Source organism: uncultured Draconibacterium sp. (assembly GCF_913060805.1).
Lineage (GTDB): Bacteria > Bacteroidota > Bacteroidia > Bacteroidales > Prolixibacteraceae > Draconibacterium.
This window is the reverse complement of the sequence record NZ_CAJXTC010000003.1, coordinates 165,577-182,757: the sequence shown is the minus strand read 5'-3', so window position 1 is coordinate 182,757 and position 17,181 is coordinate 165,577. Positions and strand designations below refer to the sequence as shown.

The 17,181-nt window shown below is 40.5% G+C and carries 11 protein-coding genes; 2 read left to right on the top strand and 9 right to left on the bottom strand.

The features are described from left to right. The first annotated feature begins 7 nt into the window (after positions 1-7). Complete coding sequence (locus QZ576_RS03055) at positions 8-1,366, top strand: sigma-54 dependent transcriptional regulator (protein WP_297093943.1); 1,359 nt, start codon at positions 8-10, stop codon at positions 1,364-1,366. Positions 1,367-1,485: 119 nt separating this feature from the next. Here the strand turns inward: QZ576_RS03055 and fabD are convergent, their stop codons facing one another. Both fabD and QZ576_RS03045 read right to left on the bottom strand, forming a co-directional pair. Then, entirely contained in the window at positions 1,486-2,373 is an 888-nt protein-coding gene (gene fabD / locus QZ576_RS03050; protein ID WP_297093941.1) for an ACP S-malonyltransferase, read from the bottom strand. Between the two features lie 243 nt (positions 2,374-2,616). Beyond that, on the bottom strand, positions 2,617-3,144 hold the full coding sequence (locus tag QZ576_RS03045; RefSeq protein ID WP_297093939.1) for a VTT domain-containing protein: 528 nt from the start codon (positions 3,142-3,144) through the stop codon (positions 2,617-2,619). Positions 3,145-3,458: 314 nt separating this feature from the next. On the opposite strand from QZ576_RS03045, the gene QZ576_RS03040 reads away from it, so the two are divergent. Further along, positions 3,459-5,981, top strand: a complete 2,523-nt coding sequence (locus tag QZ576_RS03040) for a T9SS type A sorting domain-containing protein (protein WP_297093937.1) — start codon at positions 3,459-3,461, stop codon at positions 5,979-5,981. Positions 5,982-5,983: 2 nt separating this feature from the next. Here QZ576_RS03040 and glmS read toward each other — a convergent pair whose 3' ends face one another. From glmS to QZ576_RS03005, 7 genes are all read right to left on the bottom strand, one after another. Next, positions 5,984-7,822 (bottom strand): glutamine--fructose-6-phosphate transaminase (isomerizing), encoded by a 1,839-nt coding sequence (glmS, locus tag QZ576_RS03035; RefSeq protein ID WP_297093935.1) that lies wholly within the window; start codon positions 7,820-7,822, stop codon positions 5,984-5,986. Positions 7,823-7,837: 15 nt separating this feature from the next. Beyond that, positions 7,838-9,871: a DUF4954 family protein gene (locus QZ576_RS03030; protein ID WP_297093932.1), complete on the bottom strand. Its 2,034-nt coding sequence runs from the start codon at positions 9,869-9,871 to the stop codon at positions 7,838-7,840. Positions 9,872-10,056: 185 nt separating this feature from the next. Further along, a complete protein-coding gene (locus QZ576_RS03025; protein ID WP_297093931.1) occupies positions 10,057-11,046 on the bottom strand; it encodes a PAS domain S-box protein in 990 nt (329 codons plus the stop codon). Between the two features lie 65 nt (positions 11,047-11,111). Continuing rightward, positions 11,112-11,588 carry a nucleoside deaminase gene (locus QZ576_RS03020; RefSeq protein ID WP_297093928.1) on the bottom strand — a complete coding sequence of 159 codons (477 nt, stop codon included), beginning with the start codon at positions 11,586-11,588 and terminating at the stop codon, positions 11,112-11,114. Between the two features lie 162 nt (positions 11,589-11,750). Further along, positions 11,751-13,052, bottom strand: a complete 1,302-nt coding sequence (locus tag QZ576_RS03015; protein ID WP_297093926.1) for an NAD(P)/FAD-dependent oxidoreductase — start codon at positions 13,050-13,052, stop codon at positions 11,751-11,753. A 132-nt stretch (positions 13,053-13,184) separates the two neighbouring features. Further along, on the bottom strand, positions 13,185-16,427 hold the full coding sequence (locus QZ576_RS03010; RefSeq protein WP_297093924.1) for an ABC transporter permease: 3,243 nt from the start codon (positions 16,425-16,427) through the stop codon (positions 13,185-13,187). A 45-nt stretch (positions 16,428-16,472) separates the two neighbouring features. After that, positions 16,473-17,150 (bottom strand): ABC transporter ATP-binding protein, encoded by a 678-nt coding sequence (locus QZ576_RS03005; protein WP_297093922.1) that lies wholly within the window; start codon positions 17,148-17,150, stop codon positions 16,473-16,475. Positions 17,151-17,181 lie beyond the last annotated feature (31 nt).

Sequence of the window (17,181 nt, the reverse complement as noted above, 5' to 3'; positions counted from 1 at the left end):
AAAGAAAATGGCCAACCAAAAACTCAAAAACAACTACAAAGTGTACATTGTGGAAGACAATGTGCTTTATGCCAGGGTGCTTAAAAAGCAGCTTTTAGATGATCAATTACAGGTAAAAGTGTTTCACAACGGGACAGACTTCATTAACGCAATGAGCGAAAAGCCTGATGTGGTAACGCTTGACTACACACTTCCCGATATGACAGGGAAAGAAGTGCTGGCCAAAATTCAGGAGAAGATTCCGAATACCCATGTAATCGTAATTTCAGCACAAGACGATATTTCGACAGCTATCGAGCTGATGAAAAACGGAGCCTACGATTACATTATGAAAGCTCCCGACACCCGGGAAAAGCTAAGCAACATTATCCGAAATATTTACAGAACAGATCAGCTTCAAACGGAAAATACGAACCTAAAAGAAGCTGTTGCTGAAAAATACAATTTCAAAAACCTTATTAAAGGTAACAGCCGCGAAATTGAGCACGTTTTTGAGTTAATGAACAAAGCAACTCAAACGAATATTTCGGTATCCATTTCCGGGGAAACAGGAACCGGTAAAGAACTGGTTGCCAAAGGAATTCACTACAACTCGAAACGAAGTGCCAAACCGTTTATAGCTGTAAACGTGTCGGCCATCCCCGACGGACTGATTGAGAGCGAATTGTTCGGGCACGAAAAAGGCGCTTTTACAGGCGCCGATTTCCAAAAGATCGGAAAATTTGAAGCCGCGAACGGAGGTACACTTTTCCTCGACGAAATTGCTGACCTGAACTTAAATCTTCAGGCAAAGCTGTTACGCGTTTTACAGGAACGCGAGTTAGTACGCCTGGGAGGACACGATGTAATACCACTTGATGTACGCATTATTTCGGCAACGCATAAAAATCTGGCTACTTTGTCGGGCGACGACCAGTTCCGACAAGACCTTTATTATCGTTTGCTTGGTTTGCCGATTGAAATTCCACCGTTGCGCCAACGTGGAAACGATAAAATTTTACTGGCCAAGTTTTTTGTTGATGAGTTTTGCCGCGAAAATGACATGGAGCCCAAAACACTTTCATCGGAAGCAAAACAAATGTTATCAAACTACCACTACCCCGGTAATATCAGGGAGCTGAAAGCAATTATGGAGCTGGCATGCGTAATGTGTAGCCGCGATGTGATAAAAGCCAGCCACCTGAATATGAACGTTGATGAAAGTGTGCAGAACCTGCTTGCCCAGGAAAAAACGCTGGAGGAATATAACAACGAAATCGTAAAATTCTTTTTGAATAAATACAATCAGAATGTACGCCTGGTAGCATCGAAATTAGGAATCGGAAAATCCACCATTTACCGGATGCTTCAAAAACACATGGATTAATCAGACTTTTAATAGCATAAAAAAATCCCGGACTCGAAAGGTCCGGGATTTTTTATTTATCAATTTTATGTAGCTTTTTTTTCGCTAATCCAAATGTCAGTCTGAGCGAAGTCGAAGACCTATCCTTCGTAACTGTTTACACCAACAGTTTCCATTTTGCGATCCACTTTTTTTACCAAACCTTGTAAAACTTTACCCGGACCAACTTCGGTAAACGAAGTAGCGCCGTCGGCGATCATATTTTCAACGATCTGTGTCCATTTTACAGGAGCAGTAAGCTGAGCGATCAGGTTTTCTTTGATCACAGCAGGATCAGAAACCGGTTTTGCATCAACATTCTGATACACCGGACAAGTTGGCTGATTAAAAGTTGTTGCCTCGATAGCAGCAGCCAACTCTTCGCGGGCAGGCTCCATAAATGGCGAGTGGAAAGCGCCACCAACAACCAGTTTCAACGCACGTTTTGCACCTTTTTCAGTTAACAACGCACAAGCTTTATCAATTCCGGCTTCAGAACCTGAAATTACCAACTGCCCGGGACAGTTGTAGTTTGCAGGAACTACCACGTCGTCGATTTCAGCGCAAACTTCCTCAACAACTGCATCTTCCAAACCAACAATAGCTGCCATTGTTGAAGGTTCAATTTCGCATGCTTTTTGCATTGCCATTGCACGTTGCGCAACAAGTTTCAAACCGTCTTCAAAGTTCAGTGTTCCGTTAGCAACCAGTGCCGAAAACTCGCCCAATGAATGACCTGCAACCATATCAGGAGCAAAATCCTTTAAGGTTTTTGCCAACAATACCGAGTGTAAGAAAATGGCTGGTTGGGTCACTTTTGTTTGTTTCAGATCTTCAACTTCACCTTCGAACATAATATCGGTAATATTGAAACCTAAAATATCATTTGCTTTTTCGAATAATGCTTTTGCTTCAGCAGAATTTTCATATAAATCCTTTCCCATTCCCGGGAATTGAGCTCCCTGACCAGGGAATACAAATGCCTTCATAATTTTTTGTTTTTAAAAATCTGGCGGCAAAGTTACACTTATTTTATAAGGACAAAATCCTTTTATGCACCAATGCCAATAATTTGACAAAATAGTAGAAGCGAAATCGAACATCGGGTTATTCGGGTCGAGAATTAGGAAAACTGGATGCTGGATACCGGATGCTAGATGCTAGATACTCGAAGCTTGTAACTTGCAAGACTTTTGCCTTTACACTTTTTACTTTTGCCTTGCTACTGAATTTTAACCTTTAAACAGTAGGTATATAACCACATATTTCAGCAGAAGCCCCAAAATACTTACCACCAGAAACCTTCGAAAATCGTAACGCAACATTCCGGCCGCCAAAGCAATTACCGGTGACGACAGGGGAAACAGGTTGAATATAAAAATCGTAAGCATACCAAATTTCTTGATTTTTAGCTCGGCTTTTTCAATCCGCTTCTGCCCCATCAGTTCAATAATTTTATTCGGACGAAGCAAGCGACCAATTACATAATCGATACACTGCGCAACAATAGCGGTCCCCATAGCCGTGGCAATGAGGTCAAATCCGGAATAATAAGGTAAATAATAGATAAATGCCACCTCAACAGGCATGAGCAAAAAGAAAAGATAACCGGCAAAATGAATAAGACCAAACGAGAAAATACTTTCTGTTTTATCGGCATAGAGTTCGCGGCCGATGGTGAACGAGAACAAGCAAATAGCAATAACCGAAGCAAACAAGATAAAATAGAACTTTTTGGGTATTGCTATTTTGCCGTTCATCTGTAAAACAGGATTATAAGTCAATAACTAATCTGATAGTAAAGTTACGCAAATGATTTGATGCGAATAATTTTATCGACCACCGACTTAAATAGTTCGTTAAGCGAGCTATTTTATGCGATAAGTATTTCATTCGCTAAATATACCGAGGAAGAACTACATGCGAACCACACAAAATCTCGTTGTAAGAAATCAAGGAATAACCCTACTAGATTCTCATACTAAAACACACAAGTTATGCTTTGTTTAAACAAAGAACCGAATCTCAACATAATTAGTTAGTTTTGGTAAACAAACCTTTAATCAAACTATTGATGAAATACTATTATACCAAAATTCTAATTCTTATCTCATTTATTATTGTTATATCTCAATTCAATCTGTTTTCACAAACGGTTGATGTTTATCCAAGAAGTAATTTCTCAGTGAATGATACTTTCATGGTTACCTACACAGTTGATTCATTACTGAATGAATATTCTTTGGATGAGATTTTTACTTCTGATAAGAAACTGAAAATGGAAATCCTGAGTGTAAGAATTAAAAGGTTACTACCAGATTCATCTAACTACCTAAATGAAGAAGAATTTGACATAAAGGAGAGGATTCAGGATTCTACAGATAAAATCTTCATAGAATTATCTCAAACAGATAATGAAAATGTTTTTGTATATAATTCACATCAACCCTTATGTGAAATTATAGGATTAGAGGATAATGAGTTTTTGACGGGAATTAGATTTTACTTTGAGTTCTATGATTGGATTTTGGACAGAAATAAAGTGTGTCCAAATAATACCAATTCGAATTCAATTACAACAAATGATTGTTGGGTTGACCTTTATCCATTTGATAATCTAAAAAAAGACAAGAAAAAAGAATTTATTATTTCTAATTACATTAAAAATAATCTTGATGTTCTGATAAAGGAGAATACCGAAGATTTACTACTAGAAAAGGATTCTAATGGTGAAACTGTATTCTCACAAAATATGGGTCTTAGAAATCCAATAATTGAAGATATGAATGGAGATGGAATTAATGATATTGTATCACAGATTTATCAATATAGTGTTGGTGATGTTTCTACAATTTTGAGTGATAAAGAAAAAGAAAAAATAATTTCTAGATGGGGGGTATTTCTCGGTACTAATTCTGATACTGACTCCTTGGTCTATGAAGTGGGCTTTATATATAACCAAAAATCAGAAGGATGTCATTTCACCAAAGTTGATATTGATAATGATGGATTTTCTGATTTACTTTCTGGTCCAGAAGTTTATCATGGATTAGACGAGAATAGACCAGATTATTACGGAGAAAATAGACATCGTCCGACAATGGTTTATATCAATAATGGGGATGGAACTTTCTCTGTTGATTCATTAATTCCGATATGTACAGACGGTTCAGTTATTCAACTTGATAATGACGATGAATACGAGTTCATTGGAAAATTAAAAAATTGGGGTGAAAATGGGAAAGAGATTACAACAATATATTCATGGGATTATGGTGAAAAAGTTGTATTTCAGGGAGAGTATAGCACTAATTATGAAGAAATTGTAGATTTTGAAAATTATGACTTAAATAAGGATGGTTTTCAAGATGTAATAATGTTAGGTACCAACTCCAATGATACTACAAGAACTTTTACACTTCTCGTTTACGAGGGAAGTGAAGAAGGTGTAGATTTAAACGAAGAGGTAGGAAAAATTTTATATGAGTTTGAAGATAATATTAAAGTTGGTACCGAAGGTAATCCATTGTCAATCCTTAAATTCAATGAAGAAACTGATTTATTCTTATTGTATTTAATTAATTCCGAATATAACTGTTATTATGATACCAGTGGGGAGTTTAAAACCTTATTTCGAGGATTTGAAGTTGTCGATGGAGAGTTAGTTGAGGTAACAGAGAAGGTATTTCCCGATAATTTAAATGTAAATAAATTAAGTCCTCCGAATACACCTATTTTTGTAGATATGGATGGTGATGGATTCACTGATTTATGTTTTAATCGAGAAACATGGTTTAAAGAAACTGAACCAATATCAATATCTTATCTTAAAAACAATGGGACATATTTTGAACCAAGATATTTTTCAACTTTTGATATATCTTTAAATGGATTTCCTTCCGATATACATTTTTTAGATATCGATTCTGATGGTAATTCTGAAATGATATTTGATAAGAATCCATTTTTTGAACCCATTATGGATATGAACTTGGATTTTGTTTTTTCCCCATTTGAGGTAATATATGAGAATGAACCACCAACTAATATAAATCTATCCAATACTTCAATCTCAGAAAATTCGGATGAGGAAACAGAGATTGGAATACTCACAACGGTTGATTCTGATACAATGGATTCACACACATTTTATTTAGCATCAGGGAGTGGCGATTCTGGTAATCAATACTTTACTATAAAGGATAACAAACTTCTCTCAAATGTGATGTTTGATTATGAATCACAAAACTCATATTCAATTAGAATTCAATCGGAAGATGGGAAAGGTGGTATGTTTTCTAAATCCTTTACTATTGAGATAACAAACGAGGTTGAAGTTGGAGTTCAGAACCTTTTTGATTCGGATGATATCAAAATCTATCCTAATCCAGTTACAGACAAAGTCATTGTTGAAATTAATAATTCAACACCATTACAGATGGTTCTGACAGACGGTTTAGGGAACAAAGTTTTGGAACAAACACTACAAAATCCAACAACGGAAAACAATTTAAATAATCTCACAAGTGGCTTATATATAATAAATTTGATGAAGGAAAACACTATTGTTCATCGTCAGAAATTCATAAAACATTAAGACTACTCCACTGTAACCGATTTGGCCAGATTACGAGGCTGGTCAACATTACAACCTTTAAGTAAAGCAATATGATAGGCCAGCAACTGCAATGGAATTACTGCCAGTAAAGGCGCCACTGCCGGATGCGACTTTGGAATTTCAATTACATCGTTTACCATCTCCTTTAACCCTTTGTCGCCCTCGGTTACAACAGCAATTACATTTCCTTTCCGGGCTTTTACCTCCTGAATGTTGCTCACCACTTTTTCGTAATAATCATCCTGAGGCGCCACAACTACAACCGGCAAATTATTATCCACCAATGCAATCGGGCCATGTTTCATCTCGCCTGCAGCATAACCTTCAGCGTGAATGTAGGAGATCTCTTTTAACTTTAAAGCGCCCTCAAGTGCTACAGGAAACAAATAACCACGTCCCAGATACAGCGCATTTACTGCCTCCTGATATTTCTCTGCGATATTTTTGATTTTCTCTCCATCTTCCAGAATTGCCCGACCCTTTTCAGGAATTTCAGCCAGCTCTTTTACCAAAGTTTTGTATTCCTCATCGCTGATAGTTCCTTTGCGTTTGGCCAATTTCAGAGCGATCATCGTGAGCACTGTAACCTGCGCTGTAAATGCTTTTGTTGAGGCTACACCAATCTCAACACCAGCATGTGTATAAACGCCTGCCTCGGTTTCGCGCGACAGGGTTGATCCCACCACATTGCAAATTCCGAGGACTGTTGCTCCTTTTGATTTGGCCAGTTCCAGAGCAGCCAGTGTATCGGCAGTTTCACCACTTTGGCTGATCAGAATTACCACATCCTCCGACGACAACACCGGCTTTCGATAACGAAACTCTGAAGCATATTCCACTTCAACTGAAACCTGCGCATATTCTTCAAACAGGTATTCGGCAATCAGCCCGGCATGCCACGATGTTCCACAACCAATAATTACAATCCGCCTGGCAGCCTCGATTTTTGGAAAAACATTTAGTAAGCCTCCCAACACAATCTCGGAATAATCGTTTTGCAAACGTCCGCGAAAAGTTTCTTCAATGGTTTTTGGCTGTTCGTGAATTTCTTTGAGCATAAAATAATCGTAATCGCCTTTGTCCATCGCCCCGATTTCCATATCAATATTACTGATCTTCAACGAAACCGGATTATTTTGGACATTACTTAGCGTGAAGCCGTCCTTTTGCAGAATGGCAATATCTTCATCATTCAGATAGATCACTTGATTAGTGTATTCCGCGATTGGCGAAGCATCGCTTGCAATAAAATATTCACCGCTTCCCAATCCAACAACAAGCGGGCTGCCTTTTCGGGCGACCACAATTTTCTCGCTTTCCTTTTTACAAAGTACTGCAATTCCGTATGCCCCCACCACTTTCGACAGAGCCAACTGCACCGCCGCTTCTGACGACAATTCATCATCCTGCAAATAAAAATACTCGATAAGATTGGCAAGTACTTCCGTATCGGTATCACTTTCAAAAGCATATCCGTGTGCTTCCAGATCACGTTTCAGCTGCGCAAAATTTTCGATAATACCATTATGGACAATTGAAAAGTGACCGTTCATGGACACATGAGGATGCGCATTTTTATCGCTTGGCTCGCCATGTGTTGCCCAACGCGTATGCCCAATCCCAACGGTTCCGTCATCAGTTTTGCCAGCTACAAAATCTTCAAGATCCGAAACTTTGCCTTTCTTTTTATAGTTTTCGAGTGAACCATTTAACAAAGCTACTCCCGCCGAATCATATCCACGGTACTCCAATCTTTTCAGCCCTCCGATCAGGATCGGGAATGCTTTTTTATCGCCTATATATCCTACAATTCCACACATATTCAATTATTTGGGTTAACTATTATTTTCAACTGTTTGCTTGAATTCTCGCACCTGCATCATCTGTTCAATAACCCGGCTCCCGAGTCGTTCCTTTTTCTCCATGTGCTCCTTAATTTCTTTCACGGTATCATTATCTTCAAACTCGCCACGCACTTCGGTAAAATCAAGCTCACGCGCGCCGTCTTGCCCGTCAACACCAAAACCTGTCATCTTACTCATCGAAAATTCTTTCCGCGCATCCTCATACAAAAAGCGATCAATTCCCAGCACACTTTCTTTCCATTTCTTTACAATGGTAATCACATCCGACGCCTCGAACTCTGAAATACTTTTTCCATAAAAACTTTCCAGTACATCTACAGCCCAGGTCCATTCGAAGTTGTAGTAATTCTTGTGCATGGTTGCCAATGCGGAGTTAACTTCCTCAAGCGACTGCACCGAACCATTTTCTACCGACTGCAACAACTGATCGAGCGCCTCAAAAGGACAGATCATCCCTGCCAGATCGACCCAGTATCCTTTCCCAAATTTCATATCGGGTCGCAGGGCATTTTGAATATCTGCTGCGGTTTTATATTCATTTCCATTCAGGCGTGTGATCAACGAGTTACCCAAAAACTTCCAGATCGCCATTTCGTACAACTGAATTCCCCTGTCGAGTGCATGCTTCTCGATCTTCATGCGATCGTAAGTGTAAGCTTCGATTTTATCATCCGAAGATTTTTGAATATCTACCAATTTCTCCCGGCCTTTTACCATTTTATCAATGGTGTAAGGACTCAACAGATTGAAATTAATCAAATCGAGCAGGTTCGAATCAGTTCGTTTATCACGTTTTGGCCACTTCTGCGTATCACGAATGGTTCCAATACTTTTCAGGTTGATACCCGGCACAAGAATACTTTCGTCTTTACTCTCGATCAGGTACGAAAACGGGAAATCGGTAGTATCGCAATGTTTATAGTGGCGCCCCATAACAAGCGAAAAAGCACCAATACGAGATGGCCACAACACATAAGAATCGCTGGTGGTTTTTGCGCCACGCTCCATAATTCCCTGATGAATTGGCCCCAATTTGTATAGATGGTTACTTTGGTTCGATCCGCTTCCGGCATTTAAAAACGAAAACATACCGGCAATCAGCAAAGTTGATTTATGATGGGTAACCGTGTAAGGCCCGGCAAAAATGGAACAGGCCTCACCGTGAAATCCCTGGAAATTAGCAAAGAACAAGGAGTTTTCTGCCGAATAATGTTTATCGAGCACACAACCCTGGCCAATAAAACATTTCGAAACCAGCGTGGCGTCGGTGATTTTCGATCCTGAACTAACAATAATGTCATCCATAATCACTCCCTCACCAATTTTTACAGGAGCCTCGTAATTACTGTTTATACTTCCGTTGTGCAATTTCTTCGCACCATCAATTATGGTAGCCGGTCCGGTTTTAACGTTCAATATGGTATTGCAATTTAGTATTTTCGAATCGGCTCCAATCACTCCCATTTCGCTGCTTACATATTTGGTGTAATCGGCAACCATATTTTTTAGCGAACGCACCACTTCAGGCCGGTGTCTGTACAAGGCCATCATGTAGGCAACATGCGTAGAGAGGTAATCGTAAATAGGAATTTCACGGCCTCCACCTTCGTTTATTGCTTCAACAACCACTCCGTTACCAAACGATGTTTCGCCATCAACAGCCAACGTCGTGATATTATGAATAACCACATTTTCTTCAATTCTATAATTTGCGATGTAACTTCTCACATTGTGAATCAGGGCATTTTTCCCAACCTCGCAATTGTGCAGCCAGGCATTGTAAATACCTGTCCTAAAGGTAATTCCCCCAATCAGCTTCACAGATCCGGCAAAACTGTTTAGGCGGATAGAGCCTGAAAACTTGCAGTTCTCAATACAATCGGGAATAAAATCGTGCGAAACTTTTATTAAACTCCAATCGGAAGAAGAACACCCCTGATGAACGAGCTGCCCTATTTCCTCATCATATAGATTTCGGTAGTTACTTTCTGTGTTTTGTGTCATTGCGGACTATTTTGAAAACCAAAGTTATGGCAAAAATAGTATTTCATCACTTTCCACAACCTAACAACAACACATCAAAAACAACAAACAACCTAACAATAAATATTCCAAATATTGTATTACTGCATTTTAACAATAGACACAACATAACAAATAAAAACAGAAGACCAACAAAATACCTAATATTACAATTGCTCCAAATAATTTACCAGGCGGATTTTTGCGTTAATGCCCAGTTTTTTACGCAATCGTACGCGGGAGATTTCCACGCTTTTTGAAGTAATATTCAGAAGACCGGCAATTTCCTTGCTCGACAAACCTAAACGAATGTAGGAACACAACTTTTTATCGTTGACCGAAACCACCGGATGTCGTTTTTGCAATCGATCGAGAAAGCCGGGATGAATTTTATCTACCTGATTTTCTACCATCGACCAATCAACCGGCTGAACGGCATTGGCTTCCAACAACTCTTTTAACTGAAGAACCAGCGAAGTAGCTTTTTTCGATTTCGTCGCATCATCCGACTGAAGCAGGTGAACCGCTTTATTCAACAACTCATTTTTCTGCGACAATTGCAATAAAAACGAAACCAGCTCACGGTCTTTCATCTCCAGCTCGGTTTGCAGGCGCTGTTTGTTTCGGCTGTCGAATTCTTTTGTACGCTCCAATTCTGATATGTGCCCCATGGCGTGTTTCAGGCGACTAATATCCAGCACCGATGCACGAATTCCAAGGTATTTGCCAATTTTATCGTACACACCGCGTACATTCATCATAAACCATCGAAGTTGTTTGGTACGCGTCAGCACACGAAATTCGAGGGTTTGATTAACCAGTGTTTGATTCAATGCTCCGGTTAAAAAGTTGTTGTATTTCTCTTTGTCGGCATCGTAAACCAGCAAAGCAGCAATTCCCGGCGATGCAATAATTTGGTTGGCCGTATATCCTGTAAGATCGGAACACGAGGGCGAACAGTATTTTATATTTCCATTGGGTTCAAACCACAACTCCCAGGCAAAAGCAAACTCGGCAATCATTTGGTAAAACAAACGTTTCTCGCGCTCCTGCTCTTCCTGAAACCTGGAATTCTCCAATTCTAGTTTTAGCTTTGAAAGCTCTAGCTCCAGTTCTTCGCTTCGTTTGTTTTGATCCTGATTTTTTTCGCCGACCATGCAATAAAAATAAGAAAAATATCGCTGAGTGGCATTCTACAAAACACTTCGGAATGCGGACACGGTTAATACTCCTTTTTATCCTCCTTTTTATTCCACGCTTCAAAAACCTCGCGGGCTTCTTTACGCATCATATTTTCAAATTGTATGTGTCGGCGGTCGAGTTCTTTCTCCAGTTCATCGTAAATAAACTGATCATCAAACTGTGCACTTGCCGCATCTTGTTTGGTGGCACCAAAAACCACCTTATCGGGGCGAGCCCAGTAAATGGCACCCAAACACATCGGGCACGGCTCGCAAGAAGTATAAACCGTACATCCTTCCAGTTGAAAAGTATTCAAAGCCTTACACGCTTCCCGTATCGCGACAACTTCAGCATGTGCAGTCGGGTCGTTCGATGAAGTTACCTGATTGTATCCTTTTGCGATAATTTTATTGTCTTTAACCACCACGGCACCAAACGGGCCACCGTGATTACCATCCATCCCCTTTTTAGCAAGCTCGATAGCGGCCCGCATAAATTTCTCATTCTGCTCTTCCATTGCTACTAAATATTAACTCGAACTTGTAAAATTAAGACAGTTATTGTTAAAATGAAATATTTACGACACCAGATCCTTCCGATAAATAAAATGAACATTGAAGTTCAGCCCCTAAAAACTTGCAGAACGACACGAATGAAGAATCGAACATAAAAAACCAGTTTATTTCTGACGATTTTGCCACTCAACACTTTTTACTGAAGGCCGGATGATTAACCGAAGCGACTGGTCGTAAGTCATATAATTCCAAAGCCAATTGATAAAAATTACCAGGCGGTTTTTTACGCCAACAATCGACATTAAATGAACAAACATCCAAACTAGCCAGGCAGGGAATCCGGCAAAACGCAATCCGGGCAAATCAACCACTGCCCTGTTTCGTCCAACGGTTGCCATCGAGCCTTTATCGCGATATTTAAATGCACGCAGCGTACTTTTCTTCTGCATCTTCCTTAGGTTTTCTGCCAGACAACTTGCCTGTTGCAAAGCCACTTGCGCCACCTGAGGATGCCCTTGCGGATAATTCGTTGTTTCCATGTAGGCAATATCGCCAATGGCAAAAATATTTTCGCAGCCCTCGATACGGTTATAAGCATCCACTTTTATACGATTTCCGCGAACCACATTTTCTTTTTTAATCCCGTCGGGCATTTGCCCTTTTACGCCTGCAGCCCAAATAAGCGACCGGGTTTCGAGATCCTCCCGATCTTCCAGCTCCACGGTATTTCCATCGTATTTCACAACCTTATGTTTCAGTTTCACCTCAACTCCAAGATTGCTAAGATAATTTAGTGCCTTTTTGCCTGCTTCCTCAGTCATCCCGGCCAATAAATGCGCATTCGCTTCAACCAGGGTAATATTCATCAGATTAAAGTCAAGCTCGGGGTAATCTTTGGGCAAAACAAACTTTTTCATTTCAGCCAGTGCACCACAGACTTCCACGCCTGTTGGTCCTCCACCAACCACCACAATATTTAGCAGCCGCTTAGTTTCTTCCTCATCGCGAATGGTCACTGCTTTTTCAAAATTCTCGAGCAAAGTATTGCGTAAAAACAAAGCCTCAGAAACCGACTTCATTGGAATACTGTTGGTTTCGAAACTTTCCATACCAAAGAAATTAGTAGTTGCTCCGGTAGCAATAACCAGGTAATCGTACCAAACCGTGCCCAATGTTGTGTCGATCAACTTCTTTTCCGACATGATTTTATTTACTTCGGCAATCCGGATAAATACATTTTCTGATTTCTGAAATACTTTTCGCAGCGGAAATGAAATGGAACTGGGCTCCAGCCCCGATGTTGCCACCTGGTAAAACAATGGCTGAAACTGATGATAATTATTCCGGTCGATCAGTACGACCTGAAAATTGTGTTTATATAACTTCCGGGCTAGGCGCAAACCGGCAAAACCGGCTCCTATAATTACGACTCTCTTTTGAGCTGTTTCGGGTATATTTACTGGCATTTGTGTAACTTTTACTTGTGCAACAAATGCTCATTCTGAAAGGTTTTAAAGAAAAGTGCAATACAACAATTTGTTTACATTTAACGAAGAACTAACCATTTTCATGATCGAAATCGTAACTTTCCGCCACAACTATTCTGTTTTCAGATAATTGATCAATGATCTTTTTTGCAGCGAGAACCAGCTTAATCCGGTAATCCAAACCACTCCATTTACAAGAATCAGCGCCACAACAATTGCAACAGTTGAAATTGATGCATCGGTATTGGTAGACAAAAATGCCGGCAAAGTTGCCACAACCGCTGTAACAAAACCAAGCAATACACCCGATATCAGCAGCAACAAGTACTCGTTTCTGAGCAACTTAAAGACGGAGCTTTTGGTGAATCCAATGGCTTGCATAAGGGCAATTTCCCTTCGACGCTCTAAGATGGTACGAGCCAGAATCACTGCCAATCCTATGGTCCCCAAAATTAATCCCAACGCGCCAAGAGCAAGGAATATCGAAAGATAAGTGTTTGTTACTGAATAAAACTCGACTAGTCGTTTTGCCGCACTTTCCATCTCCCAACCATAGTCGCGGAATACCGATTGCAACTCGTCGCCAATTGCGGTTTCATTTTCTGCATCGCCACCCACCAGAAAGATATTCGATCCCGAACTACTTGGGTAATTTTTCAAAAAATGTTTATTCGAGATAATTACATAACCCTGAAAAACAGATGGTTTTGTTCCGGCGATCAGTTTCAATTTTAACGTATCACCCAATTCGTTTTGGTACAGTATCACATCACCCACTTTCATGCCGAGCCCCCACTGAATAACAGTTTGGTCGGCAATAGCAGGAATAGTTCCGTCATCAAAATCAGTTTCCAAACTTTGCCACGGATCAGCATCCAAACCTTTCATCTTTGCAGCGAAATCAAAACGCCCGATCAGATTGGCTGCATCAACACCCAAAATTGCGGGCTGCGCAATACGATTCAGATTCAGGCAACTGGCATCATCTCCATCCACTTTGCGGAACTGCACCACGTTAAAATCTTCGTAGATTCCTTCCTCCGCCTTCTTGTCCTCGTTATTAATATCGAAAAGAACGGGCATGGTGGTTTCGGCAAAATATAAAAAGCCTCCTGTGCCACTTGTTTTTTTGTTGGCTCCGGCAATCAAATCCATTTTATACGAACCGGTTGAAATAACGATAAATGTTCCCAAGGCAAAAAGCGTAACAATGGTAGTCGACCGGCTGATATTACGGGTAAGGTTTATCGCTGACAACTGACTAAACTCAAATTCGCGAGATTTTTTAGCCTCACGTTTCGTCAACATCTTTCTGAACAACAACAACAAACCAAGCAACATTAATCCGCCCGACATAAAAAACATTGAAGCATCGGCCTGCTTGGCAAACATTTGCATAACAAAAACCACAACCGACAAAGCTAAAGCTCCCCACAACACACCATTCAGAAGTCGTGTTTTCAGGCGGCTTTCTTTAACGGCGATCTGCTTTTGTAATTCAACAGCTTTTTGTTTTTGAAAGCGCCGCAATGAAATTGCAATGGCACCCAATGAAACGATCAAACTGATAACCAATCCGATTACCAAGGTTGATGGCAACAATTGTATTTCGAGCACATTGGTACGAACAATGTCGAACCACAACGAATTTAATATGCGGAAAACCAACGTGGTGTAAAAATTTGAAATCACCAGTCCAACAATTCCACCAAACAACGAAACCACAAAACCTTCAGACAGGTAGAAACTACGGATATCTTTCTGCTGAAATCCCAGAGCTACCAGCAGTCCGATTTGTGTTGAACGACTTTCAAGATTTAAACGGAAAAGCAAAGCCGTTAGAATGATTGAAGCGACAAGAATGAAAAAGCTTAATCCGATAAACAGTCCACTAAAATCGGTACCGTTTTGAGCTGCATGTACTCCCTGTTCACGAATTGGTTCAACGATCATTCCCAAATCAGCAGGTGAAATAGCGGCAGCAAATTCCGTTTTATATTCATCCTCACTAAATGTTCCAACCGGATAGCGCACAGCAGTGTAGTCACCAAAACGGTTGGACCAAAGTTGCAAAGCACTCTCCGTTGAAATAAATGCTTTCGGTGTGCCTTTATAGTCGTCCCAGTATTTTTCGTCTTTATCGCGGATGGCATCCAAATTTATCGGCACACCGGCTTCCCACTCGCGGCAATGACCGGCATCGGATAATCCCGGCAAATGAGGTACTCGCGTTGGATCTGCCAATGGCGAATCCATCGGAACAATCTCCTTTAAAATAAACTCCGCCTCTTTATTTACCAACTGGCGTAAAGGACCAATCTCAAAATATTCTAAACGGATGGTGTCTCCTAAATTCGCATTAAAATCATCGGCTGCCCAACGGTTTAATATTATTTCATTTTGAGCCAGTTTTGGGTCATTTACCGACGACACAAATGAATAGGGAACCGAAGATTGATTATGGCCGATAGCATTTACAAAGTAAGTCAATATCATATCTGCTCCAGGCAAACTTCTGAGCAGATCAGAAATTTTTGGCTCCATAAAAACCCGCTCAGTAGAAATTTCCACTTCACGTTTATCATCAAATATCTTTAATATCAAACCGGCATCAGCGGGCGTTAAACAGCTATTTACTACTTCTGAAACGACGTTTGTTTCCAACTCAGTAGAAACCAGAATTTGATTCGCCTTTCCTTCAAATTCCATTAAACGATTGAGACGTTCAATCGACATAAAAATATTGTACGGTGCCGTCTGCGAGTTTTTCAAACTAAAGCGTCCCAGCTCTTCCTTGCTAACCACTTTTTTTATGGTTGCACGCATGGCAACACTTGTTTCTTCTGCCGACACAAACGGCGCATTCATCGGAATTAAGCTGGCCTTTTTTATTCGAACCAGGATATTATCACCGGCTCCTTTTTGCAAGCGCTCCGCCAAATTTTCGCTTATGGCAATCTCGTTATTTTGGAGTTCTGCAAAAAACGGCGTGTTAGCGATTTCCTCAAAATCAGTATCAACGCCAACCACCTGAACTTTATTTGCACGTTCCTGACCTCCATCGGCAACAGCCATTCCCTCCAACAAAAGCACAGAAGTAGCTTTTAGATCCGAATTTGCAGCTTCCATCTCCGAAGCCATTTCCTGACGAAAATAGCGCTCTTTTACAGCTACCAGATGCGTTGTTTCACCCAAACGATAAAAGGTTGCCTGGGTTAAACTGTGCCTCACCGAATCGCCAATAACAAGTGAGCCAGTTAAAACCATAGTACTGATAGCCACACCAATTGCAACCAACAAGTTGGCCTTAAAATAATGAAGAAAAGATTTTATTATGTATTGAAATTTGGTCATAATCACCCCTCCCGGCTTTGCCGTACTCCCCTCAAAGAGGGGAGATTATTCTTGTTCCAATTGTCCGTTTTTCAGTAAAAATTTCGTATCCATTTTTTGGGCTAACTCTGCCGAGTGAGTTACCGTCACCAAGGTCACACCTTCCTCTTCGCTGAGTTGAATAAGCAGCTCAGAAAGAGCATTGGCATTGGCCTCGTCAAGCGCCCCGGTTGGCTCATCAGCAAGAATCAATTCAGGTTTATTGATTAGCGCACGAACCACAGCAGTGCGCTGGCACTCACCTCCCGACATTTCTGATGGTTTCTGGTTACGTTGCTCTGAAATACCAACTTTATTGATCAGGTATTCTGCCCAGTCTTTTTGTTCTTTCGTAACCTTGCCTTGTGGTAAAAGCGGCAGCAACACATTCTCCCACATACTCAACTGCGGCATTAAATGATGCATTTGAAAAACAAAACCAAGGTTCTGATTACGAAAAGCGGCCAATTGAGTTGAGTTGTAACCAGTGATATTGGTGCCATTAAACATTACCTCCCCGGAATCGGGTGTATCCAGTGCCCCCACCAAATTCAGCAAAGTTGTTTTTCCCGAGCCACTTGGTCCTATGATGGCCACTTTTTGACCTTTCTCCAGTTCAAGATTCAGCTCTTTTAGTACCGGACGAAAGCTGTGTGTTCCGGCTTCTCCGTAACCTTTTGAAATTTGTTTAAGTTGTAATAGCATTATGTTTCGTTTTACCGCTATGGCGCAAAGA

Coding starts and splice junctions, on each gene's coding strand:
- glmS (WP_297093935.1), bottom strand. CDS start 7,822: ATGTGTGGAATTGTAGGATATATAGGCGATAAAAAAGCATTCCCGATC.
- QZ576_RS03015 (WP_297093926.1), bottom strand. CDS start 13,052: ATGCCAGTAAATATACCCGAAACAGCTCAAAAGAGAGTCGTAATTATA.
- QZ576_RS03005 (WP_297093922.1), bottom strand. CDS start 17,150: ATGCTATTACAACTTAAACAAATTTCAAAAGGTTACGGAGAAGCCGGA.
- QZ576_RS03040 (WP_297093937.1), top strand. CDS start 3,459: ATGAAATACTATTATACCAAAATTCTAATTCTTATCTCATTTATTATT.
- QZ576_RS03010 (WP_297093924.1), bottom strand. CDS start 16,427: ATGACCAAATTTCAATACATAATAAAATCTTTTCTTCATTATTTTAAG.
- QZ576_RS03055 (WP_297093943.1), top strand. CDS start 8: ATGGCCAACCAAAAACTCAAAAACAACTACAAAGTGTACATTGTGGAA.
- QZ576_RS03045 (WP_297093939.1), bottom strand. CDS start 3,144: ATGAACGGCAAAATAGCAATACCCAAAAAGTTCTATTTTATCTTGTTT.
- QZ576_RS03030 (WP_297093932.1), bottom strand. CDS start 9,871: ATGACACAAAACACAGAAAGTAACTACCGAAATCTATATGATGAGGAA.
- QZ576_RS03020 (WP_297093928.1), bottom strand. CDS start 11,588: ATGGAAGAGCAGAATGAGAAATTTATGCGGGCCGCTATCGAGCTTGCT.
- fabD (WP_297093941.1), bottom strand. CDS start 2,373: ATGAAGGCATTTGTATTCCCTGGTCAGGGAGCTCAATTCCCGGGAATG.
- QZ576_RS03025 (WP_297093931.1), bottom strand. CDS start 11,046: ATGGTCGGCGAAAAAAATCAGGATCAAAACAAACGAAGCGAAGAACTG.